This window comes from Streptococcus mitis (genome assembly GCF_946190275.1).
GTDB classification, from domain to species: domain Bacteria; phylum Bacillota; class Bacilli; order Lactobacillales; family Streptococcaceae; genus Streptococcus; species Streptococcus mitis_DC.
On record NZ_CAMHZQ010000003.1, the window covers coordinates 42,067 to 64,056 of the forward strand.

Sequence of the window (21,990 nt, forward strand, 5' to 3'; positions counted from 1 at the left end):
TTTTTCCTCTTTATTCGTCAAACATGCTTCCGATCAAGCCACGGAAACGATCTGCTAATTTCGGTTTATTTTGTGAAGCTTGTTGGAAATCCGCCATTGGTTCTGTAGGCTCCACCGGCTCTACTTCTGGAGTAGGAGCTGGTTGAACAGGCGTTGATTGTACAAACTGAGCTGTTTTCTGAATCATTCCCCCAAAACTAATTGGTTGATGAATCAGAGCAACTTCACCCTTGACTGCTCTTTGAGCCAAAAGATTGACTTCTGTCAATTGTCCAGCGAATTCCGATAGACTAATCACATGCGCAAAGGCTGGATTGCGAATACCAACTTGGTTTGGAACATAGAGTTTGACACGAACGCCAAAGACTTCTTGAGCCAATTCTACCATACCCGGTAAAATTGCATTCCCACCGATCAAAACAATTCCACCAGGAAGATCCAATAAATGTCTTCTCTCCAAGTCTTGTTTGATTTGTTCAAAAATATGCTTGATTCGTGCAGAAATAATCTCTGACAAGTAATTTTCTGTTACTTCAACAGGTTCTACTTCCCCAATAACCTCTACTTGGAAGGTTTCTTTACTTGCGAGAGGAGGGTAAGCCTCTCCATAGTTTAATTTCAATCCTTCAGCCAACTTCTGAGAAGTTTTCAAGACTTTAGAGATATCCTTAGTTACATAATCTCCGCCTTCTTGGAGAATATTGGTGAACTGAAGTTCTTGGTTACGGATTGTAGCAACAGTCGTCTGTCCTGCCCCCATATCAATCACTGTAGCACCAAATTCACGTTCACCTTCGTTCAAAACTGATTGAACCATTGCTAGTGGTGAAATGATAACATTTTCAACCTGGACACCTGCACGTTCAACTGTCTTACGCAAATTGTGCAAGATAGTACGAGGTCCTGTATAAAGCAAGCCACGCATTTCAAGGCGAACCCCCATCATGCCACGTGGGTCACGAATCCCTTGGAAACCATCCACAATAAATTCTTCAGGAATAAAGGTAATGACTTCACGGTCAGGTGTCATACTCTTTGTCAAAGCTGATTTGACAACATTTTCAACATCTTGATCCGTAATTTCCTTGGTATCAGATGTTACTGGAATCATCCCTTGGGTTGGTTCTACCTGCAGAAGATTGCCAGGCAAGCCGACATTCACTGATTTAATCGAAATGCCTGCCTTTTCTTCTGCTTGGGAAATAGCTGATTTGATAGCAGTTGCTGCTGCATCAATATCAACAATAATTCCATCTTTTACACCTTTACTTTTGGCATTACTCACGCCAATTACATTTAATTCACCATTTCTCTGCTCGGCTACAAGCACCTTAACAGAGCTTGTTCCAATATCTAGACCTGTAAAAAAGCCTTCTCTAGCCATCACATCGCATCCTCTCTATCTTCCAAGTTTCTCACTTCGTAATATTCCATAGCTAGACATGGGCATAGCTATTCACAGAATATTATAACACAAAAAATCTGATTGTGCTTAGTTTTTTCCTAAATTTACTAGCCAATTTTTTTGTTTTTCTGTTCAGAAATTCATTCACTGTAAACTTTATCAACAATTTATCTATTGACAAAAAAGAAAGCTCATTTCTAAGCTTTCTTTGCAATCATTTTTTCTGCTTCTTGTTCTAAAAATAGTTCCAAAATTTTCTTTGTCAACGTAATCGCTGCTGATAAGGCCAGGGAAACGATTAAATAATTGGCTACTAAGCCGTGATCTCCAACCAATGGCGGTTTTGTCAAAAATCCATAATCACCACCTGTTACCAAATTGACCACAAAAATCAAGGCATTTAGTGCAAAGGTCATGAGAAAAATTCCCTTCACATCCAGCAATCGCGCATTATACTGTCTCAATAGATAAACTAGAGAGTTCCCCAAGAGTGCTAAGTGCCCAAAGATAAAGGACAAAATGGCAATATGTGGGAAAGGATAGGGATCTGGCACTGGATAAACAAAGGCAGCTAATGTCCCAAATGTTCCTAGTAATGCAAAATACTGCCTATATTTAGACTGACCAGGAAGCAAGAGCACCACAAACATAGCCATACGGCAATGGTAAAAGGGTAAACTTTCTGACAGTGGCATATGATTGACCCCATACCAACCATAAAGAAGGATTAACTGAACTGCCTGTAAAATCTGGAAAAATCGTTGGTAAACCTTCTTTTCACGATAACGATAGGCTGTATAGAAGGTCAAGGCCAAGAGTGTAAATATACTGACATACCAAAAAAGATCAAACTTAGGTGGTTCTGTTGCTTGGGTCGTAAAGAAAATATCCCATAAATTCATCTAGTCTTCCTCATGATTCAAAATTTTCCTGCATTTTATTATACCATGCTATTTGTCAAAAATGAATTTAGAAATACGATAATCATCTTCTTAATCAAGATATTGCTCCCTCTGACCTTGATAAACCTGCCAAAGAATCTCTATTTGCTCCTTGGTAATGCGTTTTTCAGATAAGTTCGGCAGTTGGTCAATGGCAAAAAATTGAAGGTCTGCAATTTCTTGATTTTCTTGGAATTGTCCATCGAGAAACTTACATTCAAAAACAAACTTTGCATATTGTTTACTCTGTAGTTGGAAACGATTGGTATCAAAAACAGCTAGTAGTCGTTCAACTTTGGCTTTAAAACCGGTTTCTTCTTCAATTTCCTTGAGAATATTTTCTGTTGAAGAATAACCAACCTCACCAAAGCCACCTGGCAAAGCCCAATCATTCTCTCCTTGTCCCCTAACCAGACAAATCTTTTCGTCCTCAACAATCCAAGCACGGACGTCCATTAACGGAGTTGCATAAGCGGAAGTTGGCTTCAAAACTTCTGCCACTTCTTCGGCATCAAGGTCTGATGCCTGATTCAACATTTCAGATAACAGACTTCGCAAGTCTTCATAGCGCTCACGGTCAAAAGGATCCTTTGTAAAGGTTAGTCCAGTATCTGTAAGAGCAATCATTCTTTGCAGATACTTAACAAAATCACTTGTCTTCATTTTCTAAACTTTCTACCAACTTGGCTAGGTTCATAGAGTTAGAGCCCTTGAGCAAGATTTGATCATTAGCTCCTAGACTTTCCTTGACCTGCTTAACTAGGTCTTCAAATTGATCTTGGTTTTCTGTTTTCTTGAAGTAGTAAACGTGGCCGATTGGGAACATTTGACTGGCAAGTTGGGCCAATTCAGCAATGTCTTCTCCATAGAAAATAACGGTATCCAGCACATCTGGCGAAAGACTCAAAATCATCTGGTTATGAAGTTGAACTGACTGGTCACCAAGTTCCTTCATGTCTGCCAAGACAGCGATTTTCTTGCCACCTTTGTTGGCTGGAATGGCAGAGAAAGTCTCTAAAATCAGCTTCATAGCAGTTGGATTGGCATTGTAAACATCTGATAGGATATCTGCTCCATTGGCTGCTCTCTTCCATTCGGTACGGTTACGCGTCAATTCAAGATTTTGGAAGGCCTTATGAATTTGTTCCTCAGTCACTCCTTCTTGCAAGGCAACATAGGATGCAATCATAGCATTAGTGGCATTGTACTTACCAGTCACTGGCAAATCAAGGACTTGTTCCAAGAAATTAGCCTTAAATGTCAGACTATCCTTGCGCTCAACCAAGTCTGTGATTTCCAACTCTGCCCCTTGCCCAAAACGAACCACCTTTTTATCAGTTGGCAAGTAGTCCTCTACAATCGAGTCAGCTGGCGCTAAAAGCAAGGAACCAGGTGCCATCCCGTCTGCAATTTGCATTTTTCCTTTAGCAATCTCAGAACGGTCTTTGAAAAAGGCCAAATGGGCTTCTCCAACCAAGGTTACGATGGCTGTCTTTGGATGAGCCAATTCAGACAAGAGATGAATATCGCCCAAGTGATCCTGCCCCATCTCCAAGACCAACTTTTCTGTTCCTTCAGGCATATGGAGAACTGTGTAAGGAAGACCAATCTCATTATTGTAGTTGCCTTGTGTTTTGTAAGTTTTGTAGGTTGTTGATAGCAAGTGCGCCAACATATCCTTGGTCGTCGTCTTACCATTTGAACCTGTGACAGCAAAGACATCAACAGCTGTTTTCTCAAGATAGTAGGCTGCTAGGGTTTGAAAGGCAGTCAAGACATCATCTACTAGAATGTAAGGGTGATTTGCGACCTCTTTCTCAGACAGGGTTGCTGCTGCACCATTTTCAAAGGCTGTTTCGATAAAGCCATGACCATCACGCGCACCTTTAAGTGGCACAAATAAATCTCCAGTCCCAATCAAACGACTATCAAACTCAGCCTTTTCTAAGTGGGTGTCCTCAAAGATGCTAATATCATTTTTAGCTCCAACAGCTTGGGCAACTTCGTGAATTGTAAGTTTCATTTCTACTCCTTTAAAAAGGGTTGAAGTCCGAGAACTCTGATCACCTGGCAGTGATGGTTCTGACTTCTACCCTCTCTTTCATTTTTATAGCAAATGCGCTTCGCGCTTGTCAAAACTTTGCTTAGCAAGGTCAACCAAATGCTCGATTAGGTCTGGGTAGCTGATTCCCATATTATCCCAAAGTAGTGGATACATAGACCACTGGGTGAAACCTGGCATGGTATTAAGCTCGTTTAGGAAAATCTCGCCCTTATCTGTATAGAAGAAATCGCAACGAGAAAGACCGAGACCACCAATCGCACGGAAGGCTGTTTCTGCATTTTGACGCATGACAGATATCACATCATCACTGATCTTTGCTGGAATATCCATGGTAATCTTGTTATCGATATACTTGGCATCGTAGTCATAAAAGGCAACATCTTTGACAACTTCTCCTGGCAGCGTGCTTTTGACATCGTAGTTACCCAAGAGGCCAACCTCGATTTCACGTGCATTCACCCCTTGTTCAACCAAGACACGGCTGTCATATTGGAAGGCAAGTTTCAAGGCTTGACGGAGTTCTTCTTGATTTTCAGACTTAGAAATACCGACACTTGAACCCATGTTTGATGGTTTTGTGAAGACTGGATAAGTCAATTTTTCTTCCACTTCAGCGATTTTAGCCGTCACATCATCACCTTCAACGATGGCCACATAAGGAACTTGGGCAATACCAGCAGATTCCAAAACACGTTTAGTCGTGATTTTATCCATGGCAAGACTGGATGACAAGATGTTGCAGCCGACATAAGGCATTTTCAAAACTTCAAGAAATCCTTGAACAGAGCCATCTTCTCCCATTGGACCATGAAGAACTGGAAAGACCACTGCACCTTCTTCATAGATGGCACTTGGCGCTATTTTCTTGTCCCAGTCAATAGTCGCATTGGTCATGAGACGATCTTCTTGACCTGGAGTCTGGCTAAATTCTTGCGTTTTGATAAAGTCACCTGACTGGCTGATGAAGAAAGTCTTGACTGTGAAACGGTCATAATTGACCGCACGCATAACACTTTCCGCTGAAAGGACAGAGACTTCGCGTTCTGCACTCCGTCCACCATATAAAAGAATAATCGTTTGTTTCATATTATTTGTCCTAATTCTACTAGAATACTCGCTCTTTAGTATATCATATTTGCTTGTTTTTTTAAAACTTGAACCTGACACTACTCAGCACACTATACAAAAAGAGGCCGATATGAACGATTTTCAGCCTCTTTAACTTTTTTATAAATGAATGGAGTTCGTAAATTTGTCTACACTTACAACTCTGTCCGATTTTCAATAGCCCGTAAGAGGGTGACTTCGTCCGCATACTCGATATCTGCTCCCACAGCGAGCCCTCGTGCCAAGCGCGTAACCTTGATCCCAGCTGGCTTGAGTAAGCGGGAAAGATACATGGAAGTCGCTTCCCCATCTGCTGTAGCATTTGTTGCTACGATTACCTCTGAAACTTCACTATCCATAAGACGAGTCATAAGGCTCTTGAGATTGATATCATCTGGACTAATGCCATTCATAGGAGAAATGAGGCCATGCAGGACATGATAGAGTCCATGGTATTCTTGGATATTTTCCATGGCTGCCACATCCCGACTATCCTCTAGCACCAAAATCGTTGTCTGGTCACGAGTTGGATCGGTACAGATAGAACAAGGATCGTCGTCTGTCAAACGTCCACAAATAGAACAGTAGGTCAATTCTCTCTTAGCAGAAAGGAGATTTTTTGCAAATTCATTGACATCATCATCAGACATCCCAATCGTATAAAAGGCCAGACGCGTGGCCGTCTTAATCCCGATACCTGGTAACTTAGAATAACTGTCAATCAGCTTAGCAATAGGTGTTGGATAAAGCATAATTTCCTTTCTAGTTCATCGGATGGTATTTTTGATACAGATTGATAATGTCACGCGCAATGGAAGGTCCTACACCATTTGTTAGATTGGTATTATGAGGAAAGACCACTGCAACAGCGATTTGAGGATTATCAGATGGGGCATAGGCCACCGCATTGGTATTGGTTGCTTGCTGACCATCTGCCACATAGCTTTCGGCTGTACCCGTTTTTCCGCTAATGGATACCAAGGCACCATTTGAAAAGGCACGTCCAGTTGTCAATCCACTAGTCCCATGAGCAACCTGATAAAAACCTTGATGCAAGACACTCATATCGGAGTCGGATATATTGACCTTATTCATCTCTGTCGGTTGCAGTTGCTGAATCAAGTCGCCTAGTCCTCCCTTATCATTATTACCATAAATGCCTTCAACAATACGAGGAGCCACACGAACACCATCATTTGCAATAGTTGCTACATACTGAGCCAACTGCATCGGCGTATAGTTATCAAACTGCCCAAAGGCATTGGTAATGAAATTGGCAAAGTTATAGTCTTTGGGAATAAATCCAGTAGATTCATCTGGTAGGTCAATCCCAGTCGCAGACCCCAAGCCATATTCACCAAAGGTTGAACGCAATTTACCCATAGCAGACTCTAGATTGCTGGTGCCGACAAACATATTGGGTTGATAGGTTTGCCCCATAAGACCTAAGGCTGTTTGGACCATATAAGGATTGGATGAATACTCCAGAGCTTGAACCGCCGTAATCGGCATTGGCCCAGAAAAGGCAGTATACCAAGAATTAATTGGAGCTGAACCTTGGAAGACAATGGACTGGTCTGTCAAGGTCTGATTTCCCGACAAGACTCCATTTTCCCAACCTGAGCTGATGGTCGCCGCCTTGACAACCGAACCTGGAACAAAGACATTGGTTACCGTTCCCAAGGAATCAGGCGTCAACTCTCCCGTTTTCAAGTCATGTTTGATCCCTGACATGGACAAAACAGCACCTGTTTTTGGGTTAAGGGCGACTGCATAGACACCTTCAGAATACTTGGCTCCACCATTCCCCAACTCTGAATTAAAATAACTTTTCAGCAAAGCATCCACGCTATCTTGGAAGGCCAAATCAATGGTCAGTTTAATATTATTCCCTTTGGTACCATCTTCGATATTTTCGACACTTTCCATATTACCGTACTTATCTAGATGAATTTCCTTCACCGAGCGTTTGCCTTGCAAGGTTTCCTCGTATTGCTTTTCTAGATAAGAAGTCCCCACACGGTCATTTAGAGAATAACCTTTTTTAAGATAGGCATCTGCTTCTTCCGCTGGGAGACCAGCTTTTTCACTGGATACACTACCTACTATAGAAGACAGGGAAGTCTCTAGAACTTTTCGATCCCAAGAAGTTGAAATACTGACACCAGGTAATTGTTTCGAAGCAGAGGCAATCAGAGCAATCTGGGTATCTGTAAGAGCATCTGTCACAATGGTTCCCGTCGCAAAGTTTCCAACAGCATTTAACTGACTAAAAAGATAGATTTCTTTCTTTTTATCCTCTGTATAGTTTAGTTGACTCGTTTGGACACTATCAACCGCATTGTTATACAGTTCTGATTCGGATAGGCGATTGCCATCTGAATCCAAGCGTTTCTCACTTGGGAGAGCCTCCACTGTTTTTTTATAGATTTCAGGATCAGCCAAATAGTAATCTGCCAACTGGCGTTCTGTCAAATTTGGCGAACTGATGCTCACATATCCCAGCAACTGACTAGCGATTTCTTTCAGATCTTTAGCCGTCATTTTATTACTACGCGTAAAGGAAACAACCTGCTTTAACGTATTTTCTACCAAAGGTTTTCCACTAGCATCATAGATTTCCCCACGGGCAGAACTGGTTGTGACCTTGGTCTGACTAGCTGAGGCTAGCTTTTTTTCGTAAAAATCCTTGTTCAAAACCTGCATATACAACAAACGACCAATAATGGTCATAAAGAGTAAAATGACGATTGAAAACAATAAATTAAGCCGAATCGGAATCGAATGGCTGTTAAATTTTCTCATACAAATCAGTCTCATTTCTAACTTAAAATCTTACTCTTAATTGTACCACAATTTGAGCAGAAAATTATGGAAAAGAAAGAAGCTTTTTTTCGTTTTTACAGTAAGATACGTTTTTATTTATTCATCCCTATATTATATGTTATAATGAATGTAAAAGTTCAAAAATCTAGCCTTTTTCCAATACGACTCATTTAAAGGAGCCTTCCCTATGGACAAACCAGATATCGCAACTGTCATTGATTCACATTTTGAAGAAATGACAGACCTAGAGCAAGAAATCGCTCGCTATTTTTTGCAAGCTGAAACGATTACAGATGATTTATCTTCTCAACAAGTCACCCAAAAATTACATATTTCTCAAGCTGCTTTGACCCGCTTTGCTAAAAAGTGTGGCTTTACTGGCTACCGAGAATTTATTTTCCAATACCAACATCAGACAGAAAATCAGGCCAACCAAGTCTCCAAGCACAGTCCACTGACCAAACGAGTCCTCAGAAGCTATAGCAATATGAGGGAACAAACACAAGACTTGATTGACGAAGTCCAACTAGAACGAATTGCCCAACTAATCGAAGATGCTGAGCGTGTCTACTTCTTCGGAACAGGCAGTTCTGGCCTTGTCGCCCGTGAAATGAAATTGCGCTTCATGCGTCTGGGTGTGGTCTGCGAGGCTTTGACCGATCAAGACGGCTTTGCTTGGACAACCAGCATTATGGACGAAAATTGTCTCGTACTTGGTTTCTCACTTTCTGGTACAACTCCCTCTATTTTAGACAGTTTATTAGACGCTAAGGAGATGGGGGCAAAGACTGTACTCTTTTCAAGTGTTCCCAATAAAGATAGCCAGGCCTACACAGAGACCGTTCTTGTAGCCACCCACAGCCAACCTTCCTATATCCAACGAATATCCGCTCAACTTCCTATGCTCTTCTTTATCGATTTGATTTATGCCTATTTTTTGGAAATCAATCGTGAAAACAAGGAAAAAATCTTTAATAGCTACTGGGAAAATAAGAAACTCAACGGCTATCGTAGACAAAAACGCGTCAGAAAATCCTAGTTTGGCTGAGTCAAACTAGGATTTTTATTCATCACCAAACATACCTCTTCAAGATTATGAATTAGTCATATCTTGACTTAGTCTTGAATAATTTCATGTAATCACTTTTTGAAGGGAGTAAATAAGCAAGCCTTACGGTATCCTCAACAATTGTATATAATACGATGTAATCCTTACTCAAGGTCAATCCTCGCGTTTGGTAGTGAGGATCTAATTTTTTACCAAATTTTTCATCAGCATCAAATCCAGCTTGAGGGAAAATTTCTAGACGATTAATATCTTTTCTGATACTCGCCACTTTTCGTCTCGCAGCCTCTACAGAACCGATTTCCTCTGCTATATACTGATATATTTTATCCAGACTATCAATCACTCTAGGAGAATACAAAATCCTATATTTTTTATAATCCATAGCGTGTCACAACATCCTCATCTGTCAAGTAATTTCCAGCCTCAATCTTGGCATAACTTTCTTGAACTTCTGCTTGTAATTGTCTAAACAAATACTCCTTCTCTAATTCCTCTTCACTCAGTAAATCTACTTCATTTGTTACGGCAACATTCTTTAAAAATAATCTGAGTGCCGATGAAAGAGAGAGATTTTGTTCTTTTAACACTTCCATGGCATCATTTACTAATTCTCTATTAGCTTGGAAGGTCACAACTTTACTTGAATTCGCTATAGACATTTTATATAACTCCTTTATATATTTTCTTTATTATCTCACAATTATAAAGAAAGTCAAGGGAACTTGATTAGAAAATCCTAGTTTGGTTGGGCCAAACTAGGATTGTTTTGTATTGATACTCTTCGAAAATCAAATTCAAACCACGTCAGCTTCGCCTTGCCGTACTCAAGTACTGCCTACGGCTAGCTTCCTAGTTTGCTCTTTGATTTTCATTGAGTATAAAATGATAATAAGCACCCAACATACCTGCTGTATTTTGATGATGGGCGAATTCTAATCGTGTTTTCTCAGCTAGGCTTGGCACCAAGGCATCTTTCAAGGCTTTACGGATCTTGGGTTTGAGGATTGCCTCTTGCCCCATGATACCGCCACCGAGAATGACTACTTCTGGATTGGCAACATAGCAAATATTAGCCAGACCTTTCCCAAGGTAATCTACCATCCGATCAATACCAGCCATACAAATCTTGTTGCCTTCAGTGGCTTCCTTAAAGATACGTCGGCCGTTCCACTGGTCAACTGGATCGCCATGAGCTGCTGCTACATACTCCACCAAGGCTGTCGTAGAGGCAAGATCTTGGAACGCTCCATCCTGCATATGCATATAACCTACTTCACAGGCTGAATTGCTAAAGCCATGGAAGACTTTTCCATCCATAATCAAGCAACCTCCGATACCTGTTCCAATAGTCAAGCAAAGAGTGACACTCGCTCCCTTGCCTGAACCAGATACCGCCTCAGCCAGACCTGCACAATTGACGTCATTTTCAATCTCGCAAGGGATTTCAAAGCTAGTCTCGATTTCCTTTTTGAACTGGGTGCCTGCATAGTTAGGGATTTGAGGACCAGCATAGAAAATCTCACCCTTATCCGGATCCACCATTCCTGCAGAAGAAATGGCAACACCTGCTACTGGGCCTTTTTCTAGATAGCTGGCAACGATATCTTTTGTTTTTTGTAAGATATGAGGCCCACCCTTATGCGCCTCAGTTGGCATTTCATGGGATTCAACAAGTTGGCCTTCTTGGTCGATCAAACCATATTTGATGTTGGTTCCACCGATATCAATTGCAACGTAGTGTGTCATAAATACCTCCTTATGGATTAGAGGAAGCGCTCCTTGGTTTCACGAATCAATTGAGCAGCTGCTTCTACAACTGGACGATCTTCTTCAGTCACTGGTGTCAATGGTGAACGAACAGAACCAATATTTAAGCCTTCATTGATCTTCAAGACTTCTTTAATGACACCATACATATTTCCATGTGCAGAAGTGAGTTTGCCAATGATTGCATTTATAGCATATTGTAATTCACGCGCTGTTTCCAAGTCCTTGTCCGCAATCAACTGATTGAGTTTCAAGAAGAGTTCTGGCATAGCTCCATAAGTACCACCGATACCAGCTTTAGCACCCATGAGGCGTCCACCTAGGAATTGTTCATCTGGACCGTTAAAGACGATATGGTCTTCGCCACCAAGGCTCACAAAGGTTTGGATATCTTGAACTGGCATAGAAGAGTTCTTAACACCGATAACACATGGATTCTTCAACATTTCTGTGTAAAGGCTTGGAGTCAAAGCAACCCCTGCTAATTGAGGAATGTTGTAGATCACGTAGTCTGTATTTGGAGCTGCAGAACTGATATCATTCCAGTATTTAGCAACGGAGTATTCTGGCAAGCGGAAGTAAATTGGTGGAATCGTTGCAATGGCATCTACACCCAAACTTTCTGCATGGCGAGCAAGTTCCATACTATCTTTAGTATTGTTGCAAGCAACATGGGCAATAATGGTCAGTTTACCTTTGGCAACTGCCATGACTTCTTCCAAGATTAACTTGCGGTCTTCAACACTTTGGTAGATACATTCACCAGAAGAACCATTGACATAAAGACCTTGAACACCTTTATCAATGAAGTATTTAACCAAGGCACGTGTACGCTCTGGACTTACTTCTCCTTGATCATCATAACATGCGTAGAAGGCTGGAATGACACCTTCGTATTTTTTTAAATCTGACATAGATTTTCTCCTAAGATTTCTTTTTCTGCTAACAGCAGGATTTATTCTTTACGTGTTTAGTATACACCTTGTGAAAAACGCTTTCAACACCTTGTGTACACTTAGATTTTAGTTTCGATATGAATTTTGAAATGTTTATGGCTTGAAAGTAGTTTCAGAAACAAGCTAAACTATTGATATTTTGCGAAAATTTTCTCCATCAATCCAGTCTGGATAAAAACTAATAAGCCAAACCCAAAGAGTAGGAAGGCTGAGCCACCTAAAAGTAAACTGAAAGCGGACAGATAAAGAACCATCACAATGAGAAAGAGAATAGCTAACATGAGGAAGAACCAAGGAAAGTTAAAACTTGCCAAGATAAGTCCTTTTTGCAGCACTTCTTTCCAAGTTAAATCATAGCGTGCAGCTATGGGATAGCTAGCCAACATCACGATAGTGAGGAAGATAAGAACGCCTAGACAAATAGCTTTCACCATTTGGAAAGGCATAGCTGTCTGACCCCAGAAGAGATAGAGATCTAGAAGGCTTAATGAAACAATGCCTAACTCCAGCAAACCTAACTGAAGACCTAGCTTCAGATTTTGCTTGAAAGCTCTTAGATAGATTTTAAAGACAGGCACACGTCTGCTCTTCTTAATCTCAAACATAGTCTCGTAGAGGCTAATTTTAGCCACTCCAATCGTCACGATGGGCAAACAAGAGACGACAAAAAGAAGATTGGCTGTCACGATATCCAAGACCTTCTCACTAAAACGCATGAGAAAGTTATCTGTATTAAATGCTGCCTTGATAAGGCTTACTCCTTTTTGTGCCATGTTTGCTCCTCCTGATTTTTTAATCAATCAAAATTTTAAAGAGATATTTGCGAACCTTCTCTTCCATACCTGCATAGCCATTTGGCTGGTGAGGTTCTCCTGGGAAGAAAATCGCAAAATTGTGATAACCCAACAAGAGTGGGTAATGTTCATGACAATGAACAAAGCCAATGTCACTCGCTTCTTCGAATGCTACTGCTTCATCTTTGATACGTGAACCGTAGCTCGAATATTCATGTCCTTCTACCAGCAAATGCAAATCTGCATAGTTCTTATGATGCTCAAATTTATCATTTTCAGCTTGATTGAGGACATTTTCCTGAACAACTAGAAAGACTTTATCTCCGTCAATCTCATACTTACCTAGTTCAAATGAATCTTTTCGATGCTGGTAGAGATAATCGATAGCCTTGTCTAGATTGGGATGAATCCCTTTGTAAAAGGTGATGTTTTTCAAATCGTCAAAAATCATACTCTTTCCTTCGTTTCTGATAGTTAACTAAAATCATTCTTAAGTTTATAAGTGTCTAACAAAATCTCCAAGGTAAGAAAATACCCAACATTTTGTAGACACTTATAATCTCTATATTCTCTAAATCTATAAAATATATTTCTGTATCTTGATAGATTGATTTTCCTATACTCAATGAAAATTGAAGAACAAACTAGGAAGCTAACCGCAGACAATACTTAAGTATGGCAAGGTGACGCTGACGTAGTTTGAATTCGATTTTCGCAGAGTATTAACCTTTGACAGCTCCCATAGTAATCCCCTGTGTGAAGGATTTTTGGAAGACAAGGAAGACTGTTACGATTGGCACAGCTGCAAGAGCAGCACCCGCCATAATCAAACCATAGTTGGTTGCCATTTCAGCCTGCATGGTCGCAACCCCGAGTGAGATAGTCAAGTTTTGACGTGAAGTCAACATAACCAACTGCATGAAGTAGTCGTTCCAGGTATTGATGAAGGTAAAGATTGCAAGGGCTGCAAATCCTGGTTTCACAATCGGGAAGGCTACGCTCCAGAAAGTACGAATCTCACCACAACCGTCAATTTTAGCTGATTCAAGCAACTCTGTAGGGATATTTTCACTGAATTGTTTCATGAGGAAGACACCAAACGGCCATCCAATCAAAGGCAAGATAACTGCCCAAAGAGTGTCATGGATTCCCATGAAGTTAACGATACGTACCAATGGTACAAGGACAACTTGTTTTGGAAGTGCCATGGCAGCTATAAAGATGGCAAAGAGAATACGCTGACCATAGAAACGTTTTTTAGCCAATACATAACCTGCTAGAGAAGATGTTGCACAGACTAGGAACATGGTTACCAATGAAATAAATACTGAGTTCCACATCCATTGCATAGCAGGGTTTTGCACCATGAGTTGTTGGAAGTTTTCCATGGTTGGCATTTTAGGGAACCACTGAGGAGGAATAACGATTGTATCAGGTTGTGATTTGAATGCCCCTGTCAAAATCCAGTAGAATGGAAAGATGAACAGCACAGTCAACAAGAGCAAAATGATTGTTGAAATAACAGTAAAAGCTGTTAATGGTTTTTTTTCTGTAGATTGCATAGCTGTCTCCTTTCTTTAGTATTCTACGTCGTTTCCAAGTACTTTAAATTGAACAAAGCTTACGATTGCAATCATGACTGCCAAGAAGACACCAATTGTGTTGGCATAGCCATATTCTGTCAATTGGAAGGCTTTTTCGTAAAGGTAGTACATAAGTGTACTTGTTGAGTAGTTTGGACCACCAGATGTCAAAAGCTGAATCAAGGCGAAACATTGGAATGAGTTGATTGTTGTGATGATTGCGATGTAAAGGGTTGTTGGAAGAAGGCTTGGCCATTTAATCTTCCAGAAAACTTGAAATTCAGTTGCACCGTCGACACGCGCCGCTTCAACCAGTGAATTGTCAATATTCCCCATAGCAGCGATATAAAGGATAATCGGCTGACCAACTGAAGTTGTCAAAAGGATAATCATAATCGCCATCAAAGCCCAGTGTTTGTCTCCCAGCCAAGAAATGTTCTGGCTGATGATATGACTTGACTTGAGGACAAAGTTTAGAATCCCTGATAGTGGGTCATAGATCCATTTCCATACAACTGTTACGGCAACACTACCTGTTACAACAGGAAGGAAGAAGACGAAACGGTAGAATGATCTAGCGATAGCATTTTGGTGATAGGTTTGCGACGCCACAAAGAGCGAGAATAGAACAACAACTGGCACAGATCCAATAACCAGGATAACCGTGTTGATCAAAGACTTCATAAAGACAGGGTCTTTAAACATGCGGATATAGTTGTTTAAGCCTACAAACTCAAAGTTTGTCATAGAGTAATTAAAGAAACTTGTAATGAATCCCATCACCATAGGAGCCAATACAAAGATGACAAAGAAGAACAACACTGGTGCTAGGAAAGCATAGGAAATCACTGTTTCCCGCATACGAATTTTATTGACTTTCACAGTCGGCACCTCTCTTTCAAATAGAATAATTTTTTGACTTTCTTGAACTGTTTTAAAATCAAAATGAAATTTTTTAAGATTCGCTTATGTAAGAACTTCATTTTAATTTCGTGACAGTTCCTTACATTTCAAACAAAATCCTCCCTTTTCTTACATAGACTATGCACAGGGAAAAGGGAGGGATCAATCTGATTTAGTGCTTATTGTTTTGTAGCTTTTTTAATTGTTTCGTTAGCTTTTTCAGTGAAGGCTTTCAAAGCGTCCGCTGGTTTTTCGTCACCATTTGATACAGATTGCAACATTGGGAACCAAAGTGTTCTCATTTCAGCAAAACCATTGATAGTGTTGTAGTATGGTGAGTAGTATTTAGTCCAACCACTGATTGTTTCCATACGTTTGTCCTCATAAAGTTTGCCAAATGATGTACGAACTGGGAAGGCACCTGTACGAACAACGTCTTTTGGCCCCCATTCTTTGTCATCCGCAATAAATTGGATGAATTTCTTAGATGCTGCAACTTTCTTGTCGTCTTTGTTGTTGAATACTGCAAATCCGTTTACAAGGTATTCAAGAGCAGGTTTGCCTGAATCTGATGGGAATGGCACTTCTACCACTTCTACTTTACTTGCTTCCAAGAGTTTAGCTTGGATACCGTTTTGAGCTGGTGCCCAAAGGATTGTGTAAGATGTTTGACCGTTGGCAAAGTTTTGGATATCTGCTCCACCGTCAAATTGTGAACCGTTGTTCAACAAACCGTCTTTGATCCAGCTAGCTGCTTTTTCAAGACCTTTGACGAATTTAGGATCATCAGTTGTATATTTTGTTACATCTTTATCTGTTACAGAAGCTCCATAAAGGTTTGCAATGAAGGCACGTGTTCCTTGGTCTCCCCCTTGACCAGAACTGAACAATGAACCTGGTGTGTAGCCTTTGTCTTTAAGCGCTTTCAAAACTTTTTCAAAGTCATCAGTTGTCCAACCTTCTTTTACAAGGTTTGCAACTCCAGCCTCTTCCAACATTTTCTTGTTCATAGCCATATAGAATGGGGCTGAACTAATTGGATACATATAGGCTTTATCTCCAGCCTTACTTGCTTGTACGATATTTTCATTGTTGACATCTTTGACAAATTCATCTGTGAAAATATCATTTAATTCAGCTAATTTACCATTTTTACCATATTGGATGATCCGTCCTGGTGCGTCAAAGAGTACGTCTGGAGCTGTCCCTGCTTCGATAGCTGTTGTGATTTTTTCAGGACCAGACTTGAAGTCGATGGTTTCCAATTTCACTTTTACATCTGGATTTGCTTTTTCAAAAGCTTCGATGATTGATTTTTCATATGTTCCAACACCGTCACCAGTTTTTTCTTGAGTGAAGACTGGGAATGCCCACCAAGTGATTTCTGTTTTTCCGCTATCGCTACCAGATTTTCCAGCATCTTTACTTCCACCAGAATTACCACATGCAGCAAGGCCAAGAATCGCAGCACCCGCAAGTACTGTACAAGCTAGTTTTCTAAATTTCATTTGTATTCTCCTAATTGATAAGCGTATCCATATTGGATAATGAGTTCTTGCATTTGTATACGTTTTCATTTCATCCTACGCATCCACCACTCTCCTCTGTTTTAAGATTGTGTTATTTAAGACCAGCAACGAAGCGTTCTGTAATCTCTTTTGGTCTAGTAATAGCGCCACCTACAACGATGCCTCGCACTCCGTATCCCAGGATTTGTTTGGCTTGTTCTGGTGTATGAATTTTCCCTTCTGCAATGACATCTACACCGGCATCACAGAGTTTTTTGATTAATTCAAAATCAGGACCATCCACTTTTGGACTGTAAGATGTGTATCCTGATAAGGTTGTTCCGACAAAGTCAATTCCCGCTTCAACAGCGGCTAGTCCTTCTTCAAAAGTACTAGTATCAGCCATCAAGAGCTGGTTAGGATATTTCTCTTTAACCTGACGAATGAACTCTTGAATTTCCAAACCATCATAGCGTTCGCGTTTAGTACAGTCTAGAGCAATCACTTCAATATCTAGTTCTGCTAGTTCATCAACTTCTTTCATAGTAGCCGTGATGAAGGGTTCTTGTGGTGGATAATCTCGTTTAATTATCCCAATGATTGGAAGGTTGGTAACCTCCTTGATTTCCTTAATATCGCGAACACTGTTTGCTCGGATACCGACTGCTCCACCTTGCTCAGCCGCTTTGACCAGCAAGGGAATGACTCCTCCCGCTTCTGTATAAAGCGGTTCGTGAGGAAGGGCCTGACAAGAAACGATGATTCCATCTTTGATTTGTGCAATCAAGGCTTCTTTAGTAATCTGTGGCATCCTCTTTCCTCCTTTTCTTTGTTCTTATGAGTTGATTATATATCATTTATGAAGCGCTTTCAATACTTTGTAGTAGGATAGATTACAGTTTCAAAAGTATTTTATAGAACAGCTGTTTCTGAAAGTAGTTTCAGGTAATATAAATATCCGTATATACAACCAAATGAACTAAAACTAATCCTGACCACCCGTTTGTCCCAGGGCTATAAGCCCAAATTACCAGCCAGCGCCTAAAGACGCTGGCTTTCACGTTGTTCAAGCCTCATTGCTCTTGACTCGTCACTTGCCTCTTAAAGAGGCTTTAGTATTACTTACCACTATCCCTAAAGGGATCCTCATATTCTTTTACACTCAATTTATCTAGTGCTATATCATGCTTTACTCGTTTTCGAATTTTCATACTCGTGAAGAAATCATCCACTGGATAATTTCTTTAATCTTGGATATATTTCCTAATTGTGGCTTCATTAAGCCCTACTGTACTTACATAATAACCTTCCGCCCAGAAATGCCGATTCCCAAACTTGTACTTGAGATTGGCGTGTTTGTCAAACATCATGAGTGCACTTTTTCCTTTTAAATAACCCATGAAACTCGAAACACTTATCCTTGGTGGAATACTTACTAACATGTGTACATGGTCTGGCATTAAGTGACCCTCGATAATTTCAACTCCTTTATAACTACACAAGCGATGAAATATTTCGCTAAACTACTTCGATATTGATTATAGATGACTTTTCGTCTATACTTAGAGGTGAACACAATGTGATACTTACAGTGCCACTTTGTGTGCGATAAACTATGAGCCTTTTGTGCCATATTTTTCTCCTTTCGCGTTACAATTGGCTTGAACACCTTTATTGTATCGCGTTTGGAGTTTTTTGGGTATAACCTTCGACGCGCACCCCCATAGCGGGTGTTTTTTTGTCTCGCACCTAACGGAGCGAGACGGACTAATAGTCACATAATAAGAATCACAATAAGCTCATTCATAAATGGTTACCTAAAGAAACTAAGAAAACGACTCCTAAAGAAGTCGCATTCATCAAAAATTGGATTAACAACTATCATAAAAAATGCTTGAACTACAAATCTCCCAGAGAATTTTTTGTTGCTAACTAACTTGAAATTTAGCGTTTGTATTTGAACGACAAGCCTAACACAGAGATGTTTTCTTATGTCTATAATTAGCTTTTATTTACTCAAGAAGTTCCAATTAAATTTCTTATAAAAAATTGTATAGCGATTTTGACTATTCTCGCTATGTTCATATAAAATTCCGTATTCTCCGTCACCTAAGTCTTGTAATGAATTATATGCAAATTCCCCACCTTGAATTAGATTATGCTTCAGCCAAGTTAACTCGCCATTTTTCTCAACACGTGCCAAGTGAACTAGACCATCTTTTCGTTCGCGTCCTGGTCCAGCAGCATTGCTAAGAATAATATACTCTTTCCCATCATGCATAGTATGAATAGCTGACATTTGCACATAGGCATCTTTTACTTCTGGATAACGTTTTATTGTTTTCTCCCAAGTCACTCCACCATCTTTACTAGTAGCAACCTGAAGATCTCCAGTCAAGCCACGCATGAAGAGTTTGACATCACCATTATTTAATTGAAGAACAGTTGATTCTGTATTTTGAGCGCCACTATTATTCATATTAGACGAGTGGATAACACTATTTCCAACAGGTCGATTATCATTTGGGGCTTCTCCAGCATGCCAAGTTACCCCATGATCATCTGAATAAATTAGACGCGAAGACTGCGAACCACCTAAATGCGAAATACTGTTTGTTGTATAAGCTGGTACCAATATCCGTCCCTTATGCTTACCTGTACGTAATACAATACCTGTTCCAGGACCTGTTCCAAGGAATTTCATCCAATCTTGTCGAATCCCTGGTGTGATATCTTTCGGTGCAGACCATGTTTTACCATCATCATCACTATAAGACATCCATAAATAGCTAGTATTTGCAACTCTAAAAGGATTTTTCGTACTTTGTGCAAAGTAAACATTACCAATTAAATCCTTCCCTTTATACAAATCACCTTTGTCGCTATATCCTAGTTTTTTGGGATTTACTACAACATGATAATCTGTTTTTTGATTTTTAGAATTATAAACTTCACCATTTTCACGAATTGTATAATATCCTTTTTCGCCTGTTTTATATAAAATTTGATAAGTTTTATCCCCTATACGCTCGTATGCTTTTTCAGGTTTAGCAGGCATACCGAATACTGCTTTTCCTTCTGGGAACATATCATAAACCGAAAAAATTCGTTTGGTTGTTGGATCTTGAACTAATACCATATCAATATTTAATGGCGACGGAGCAGTTTTGTCTTTGGCATCTGGATTATCACGAAGATTAGAAATTGTTATTCTATCTCCCCACGTCTCTCCTCCGTCCTGACTTCGACGAACTACCATACCAATATCTCCCCAATCTGCGAATTGTAAACGTCTTTCATCCGCTCCGGCAATTAATGTGCCTTTATCTGTTTTTAGCAGTGCTGGAATTCGGTAAGTATTAATTCCATCCTTATTCAATCCACCATTTACACCACTTACAAAAACTTCCTTCTTCTCTGTAATTTTTGCACTTTCCGATGATTTCACTTCTAAATCCGCTACTTTAAATAACTGACTACGTGTTTTAACTTCTTCAGGCGTCAAGGCACGATCATATACAGTCAGATTACGAACCTGAAGATTGGATCCCCACATTGTTTGGTTCGCTCTCTTAGTAGCTCCAATCTGAACCTTATTGACATCTGGCATATCTTTAATAAAACGACCAGATTTCGTATTCGTTCTAGATAATACACCATTTACATATAGACGAACTTGTCCATTTGGTTGATCTACTTTCGGTCTTTCCACCGTGAAAGTAACTGAATTCCATTGTCCAGGTTTTACTTTAAGCGGTGCATCTGAATAACTTCCGTAGAAATGATTTCCATCAGCTCCTCGTGCTTCGACCATTGCAGTACCTTTATTAACAGACATACTGAAATATTCGTCTCTTTTCTTATCACTTGATACAGAAAAGAGATTATAGAATTGCGGAGCATTAGCATCTGGTTTAAACTCCATATGAATAGTCGCATTTTGAAGATGTTTCAACTTATCTAATGCTTCTGCCAAGTCAACTCTTTGCCCATTTCCAGCATTCGTAGCAAGGTCTTCTTTTTCAAATACAGTTTTAACATTCTTCAAATCTCTGGCAAAGTAATCACGTGGAGGAAGCACAACGTCATCTGCACTTCTAGTTTTTCCTGGAAGATTCTCTGTTTTTTCTCCTCTTCCTGCATTTGATTCTACTGGAAAATTTCTAGAATTTCCCCCTTGATTAATTGGCACTTCTTCTTTCAGACTTTCCTTTTTAATTTCACCTCCATTAACAATTGCTGAAGCTAATTTACTAGAATCTACTTCTATTATAGGTCCTGATACAGATGTTCTACTTTCTAAAGTAGTTTCAACCTTATTTGCATCAATATTAGTAGTGGTTTCTTGTGCTAATACTGGTGAAATACCAGACAAGACCGAGCCGATAACTATAGAAGCAACTCCGATAGTAAATTTTCTAATACCATATCGGTTTTTACGATTAATAAAACTCTGATTCATATAACTCCTCCGATGCTTTTGCTAAGCGATTTTTTAAAATTTTTGAATTAGTTAAAAAGTTAGCACTGGAAAGCAATTCAACTAATACGATTGCTTATTCTTGATTAATCTATGACTCTCTAAAAGTAATTATTTTATTTCCTAAAAATCTAGATTTTTCTTTATTATACAATAAAACAATATATTTTTCTATATTAATCTACAATAGATTCTATTTTCAGAAATATTTTTATACTTCTATATTCTTTAAAAGTACTTTCGACTTCTATAACAAAAAGAAAAATAATATATTCTCCAATGTCATTAAGTTAGGACTAAACTTTCTCCTTCAATAAAGGGTGTAAACGATAACCCCTGAGCCTTTTATTTCATATTTTTCTCTTTTCGCTTTACAATTAGCTTGAACACCTTTACTGTATCGCGCTTGGAATTTTTGAGTATAATCTTCGATGCGCGAGTCTGGTATAAAAAGATTTTGATTTTAGGAATTCTTTATTATGAATTTTAAAAATCGATAGATTAGACAAAAAAGCGAACAATACAGAATTCTGAGTATCAGATAACTCGTTTTGTTCGCTTTTTATATTTAAGGCTAGACTTTTGT

General features: G+C 39.6%; 18 protein-coding genes and 3 pseudogenes. 2 read left to right on the forward strand and 19 right to left on the reverse strand.

The genetic code is table 11. The features are described 5' to 3' along the window. Positions 1–10: 10 nt before the first annotated feature. The 7 genes from ftsA to pbp2b form a co-directional block, all read right to left on the reverse strand. The gene (gene ftsA, locus N8M20_RS02590; RefSeq protein WP_261078971.1) at positions 11–1,384 is read right to left on the reverse strand and encodes a cell division protein FtsA; all 1,374 of its coding nucleotides are present in this window, start codon (positions 1,382–1,384) and stop codon (positions 11–13) included. 218 nt (positions 1,385–1,602) lie between these two features. After that, positions 1,603–2,307 carry a YwaF family protein gene (locus N8M20_RS02595; protein ID WP_223340194.1) on the reverse strand — a complete coding sequence of 235 codons (705 nt, stop codon included), beginning with the start codon at positions 2,305–2,307 and terminating at the stop codon, positions 1,603–1,605. Between the two features lie 90 nt (positions 2,308–2,397). Continuing rightward, positions 2,398–3,009: an NUDIX hydrolase N-terminal domain-containing protein gene (locus N8M20_RS02600; RefSeq protein ID WP_261078972.1), complete on the reverse strand. Its 612-nt coding sequence runs from the start codon at positions 3,007–3,009 to the stop codon at positions 2,398–2,400. Next, positions 2,996–4,369: a UDP-N-acetylmuramoyl-tripeptide--D-alanyl-D-alanine ligase gene (locus tag N8M20_RS02605; RefSeq protein ID WP_261078973.1), complete on the reverse strand. Its 1,374-nt coding sequence runs from the start codon at positions 4,367–4,369 to the stop codon at positions 2,996–2,998. The genes N8M20_RS02600 and N8M20_RS02605 overlap by 14 nt, the downstream gene beginning before the upstream one ends. A gap of 84 nt (positions 4,370–4,453) precedes the next feature. Then, the gene (locus N8M20_RS02610) at positions 4,454–5,497 is read right to left on the reverse strand and encodes a D-alanine--D-alanine ligase (RefSeq protein WP_261078974.1); all 1,044 of its coding nucleotides are present in this window, start codon (positions 5,495–5,497) and stop codon (positions 4,454–4,456) included. 176 nt (positions 5,498–5,673) lie between these two features. Further along, on the reverse strand, positions 5,674–6,270 hold the full coding sequence (gene recR, locus N8M20_RS02615; RefSeq protein WP_000966754.1) for a recombination mediator RecR: 597 nt from the start codon (positions 6,268–6,270) through the stop codon (positions 5,674–5,676). Positions 6,271–6,280: 10 nt separating this feature from the next. After that, a complete protein-coding gene (gene pbp2b, locus N8M20_RS02620) occupies positions 6,281–8,338 on the reverse strand; it encodes a penicillin-binding protein 2B (protein ID WP_261078976.1) in 2,058 nt (685 codons plus the stop codon). A 193-nt stretch (positions 8,339–8,531) separates the two neighbouring features. Here pbp2b and N8M20_RS02625 point away from each other — a divergent pair, with 193 nt between their 5' ends. After that, positions 8,532–9,383, forward strand: coding sequence for a MurR/RpiR family transcriptional regulator (locus N8M20_RS02625; protein WP_261078977.1), 852 nt, complete (start codon positions 8,532–8,534; stop codon positions 9,381–9,383). Between the two features lie 61 nt (positions 9,384–9,444). On the opposite strand, the gene N8M20_RS02630 is transcribed toward N8M20_RS02625, so the two are convergent. From N8M20_RS02630 to tnpA, 11 genes and pseudogenes are all read right to left on the reverse strand, one after another. Further along, a complete protein-coding gene (locus N8M20_RS02630; RefSeq protein WP_000384863.1) occupies positions 9,445–9,795 on the reverse strand; it encodes a type II toxin-antitoxin system RelE/ParE family toxin in 351 nt (116 codons plus the stop codon). Further along, positions 9,785–10,072, reverse strand: coding sequence for a type II toxin-antitoxin system RelB/ParD family antitoxin (relB, locus tag N8M20_RS02635; RefSeq protein WP_261078978.1), 288 nt, complete (start codon positions 10,070–10,072; stop codon positions 9,785–9,787). The genes N8M20_RS02630 and relB overlap by 11 nt, the downstream gene beginning before the upstream one ends. Before the next feature lie 190 nt (positions 10,073–10,262). After that, the gene (locus N8M20_RS02640) at positions 10,263–11,159 is read right to left on the reverse strand and encodes an ROK family protein (protein WP_261078979.1); all 897 of its coding nucleotides are present in this window, start codon (positions 11,157–11,159) and stop codon (positions 10,263–10,265) included. A gap of 17 nt (positions 11,160–11,176) precedes the next feature. Further along, entirely contained in the window at positions 11,177–12,094 is a 918-nt protein-coding gene (locus N8M20_RS02645; RefSeq protein WP_261078980.1) for a dihydrodipicolinate synthase family protein, read from the reverse strand. Between the two features lie 170 nt (positions 12,095–12,264). Further along, entirely contained in the window at positions 12,265–12,909 is a 645-nt protein-coding gene (locus N8M20_RS02650) for a YesL family protein (RefSeq protein WP_261078981.1), read from the reverse strand. 19 nt (positions 12,910–12,928) lie between these two features. Further along, complete coding sequence (locus tag N8M20_RS02655; RefSeq protein ID WP_261078982.1) at positions 12,929–13,381, reverse strand: NanQ anomerase/TabA/YiaL family protein; 453 nt, start codon at positions 13,379–13,381, stop codon at positions 12,929–12,931. Positions 13,382–13,652: 271 nt separating this feature from the next. Beyond that, on the reverse strand, positions 13,653–14,492 hold the full coding sequence (locus N8M20_RS02660) for a carbohydrate ABC transporter permease (RefSeq protein ID WP_001192010.1): 840 nt from the start codon (positions 14,490–14,492) through the stop codon (positions 13,653–13,655). Positions 14,493–14,507: 15 nt separating this feature from the next. Beyond that, on the reverse strand, positions 14,508–15,374 hold the full coding sequence (locus N8M20_RS02665) for a carbohydrate ABC transporter permease (protein ID WP_162489574.1): 867 nt from the start codon (positions 15,372–15,374) through the stop codon (positions 14,508–14,510). A gap of 221 nt (positions 15,375–15,595) precedes the next feature. Beyond that, positions 15,596–16,924 (reverse strand): ABC transporter substrate-binding protein, encoded by a 1,329-nt coding sequence (locus N8M20_RS02670; RefSeq protein WP_261078983.1) that lies wholly within the window; start codon positions 16,922–16,924, stop codon positions 15,596–15,598. A gap of 112 nt (positions 16,925–17,036) precedes the next feature. Beyond that, positions 17,037–17,735 (reverse strand): N-acetylmannosamine-6-phosphate 2-epimerase, encoded by a 699-nt coding sequence (locus N8M20_RS02675; RefSeq protein WP_001135679.1) that lies wholly within the window; start codon positions 17,733–17,735, stop codon positions 17,037–17,039. Between the two features lie 433 nt (positions 17,736–18,168). Beyond that, a pseudogene (tnpA, locus tag N8M20_RS10630) lies at positions 18,169–18,470 on the reverse strand (IS200/IS605 family transposase). 234 nt (positions 18,471–18,704) lie between these two features. Here tnpA and N8M20_RS02685 point away from each other — a divergent pair. Then, positions 18,705–18,885 (forward strand): annotated as a pseudogene (locus N8M20_RS02685) (IS30 family transposase); the annotation flags it as partial. A 50-nt stretch (positions 18,886–18,935) separates the two neighbouring features. Here the strand turns inward: N8M20_RS02685 and N8M20_RS02690 are convergent. Further along, positions 18,936–21,386 (reverse strand): annotated as a pseudogene (locus N8M20_RS02690) (sialidase domain-containing protein); the annotation flags it as partial. Positions 21,387–21,990: the final 604 nt, after the last annotated feature.

Bases quoted from the DNA above. Each gene is read 5' to 3' on its own strand.
- N8M20_RS02600 (WP_261078972.1), bottom strand. From the start codon at position 3,009: ATGAAGACAAGTGATTTTGTTAAGTATCTGCAAAGAATGATTGCTCTT.
- relB (WP_261078978.1), bottom strand. From the start codon at position 10,072: ATGTCTATAGCGAATTCAAGTAAAGTTGTGACCTTCCAAGCTAATAGA.
- ftsA (WP_261078971.1), bottom strand. From the start codon at position 1,384: ATGGCTAGAGAAGGCTTTTTTACAGGTCTAGATATTGGAACAAGCTCT.
- recR (WP_000966754.1), bottom strand. From the start codon at position 6,270: ATGCTTTATCCAACACCTATTGCTAAGCTGATTGACAGTTATTCTAAG.
- N8M20_RS02670 (WP_261078983.1), bottom strand. From the start codon at position 16,924: ATGAAATTTAGAAAACTAGCTTGTACAGTACTTGCGGGTGCTGCGATT.
- N8M20_RS02645 (WP_261078980.1), bottom strand. From the start codon at position 12,094: ATGTCAGATTTAAAAAAATACGAAGGTGTCATTCCAGCCTTCTACGCA.
- N8M20_RS02625 (WP_261078977.1), top strand. From the start codon at position 8,532: ATGGACAAACCAGATATCGCAACTGTCATTGATTCACATTTTGAAGAA.
- N8M20_RS02665 (WP_162489574.1), bottom strand. From the start codon at position 15,374: ATGCGGGAAACAGTGATTTCCTATGCTTTCCTAGCACCAGTGTTGTTC.
- N8M20_RS02640 (WP_261078979.1), bottom strand. From the start codon at position 11,159: ATGACACACTACGTTGCAATTGATATCGGTGGAACCAACATCAAATAT.
- N8M20_RS02650 (WP_261078981.1), bottom strand. From the start codon at position 12,909: ATGGCACAAAAAGGAGTAAGCCTTATCAAGGCAGCATTTAATACAGAT.
- N8M20_RS02660 (WP_001192010.1), bottom strand. From the start codon at position 14,492: ATGCAATCTACAGAAAAAAAACCATTAACAGCTTTTACTGTTATTTCA.
- N8M20_RS02595 (WP_223340194.1), bottom strand. From the start codon at position 2,307: ATGAATTTATGGGATATTTTCTTTACGACCCAAGCAACAGAACCACCT.
- N8M20_RS02655 (WP_261078982.1), bottom strand. From the start codon at position 13,381: ATGATTTTTGACGATTTGAAAAACATCACCTTTTACAAAGGGATTCAT.
- N8M20_RS02605 (WP_261078973.1), bottom strand. From the start codon at position 4,369: ATGAAACTTACAATTCACGAAGTTGCCCAAGCTGTTGGAGCTAAAAAT.
- N8M20_RS02630 (WP_000384863.1), bottom strand. From the start codon at position 9,795: ATGGATTATAAAAAATATAGGATTTTGTATTCTCCTAGAGTGATTGAT.
- N8M20_RS02675 (WP_001135679.1), bottom strand. From the start codon at position 17,735: ATGCCACAGATTACTAAAGAAGCCTTGATTGCACAAATCAAAGATGGA.
- pbp2b (WP_261078976.1), bottom strand. From the start codon at position 8,338: ATGAGACTGATTTGTATGAGAAAATTTAACAGCCATTCGATTCCGATT.
- N8M20_RS02610 (WP_261078974.1), bottom strand. From the start codon at position 5,497: ATGAAACAAACGATTATTCTTTTATATGGTGGACGGAGTGCAGAACGC.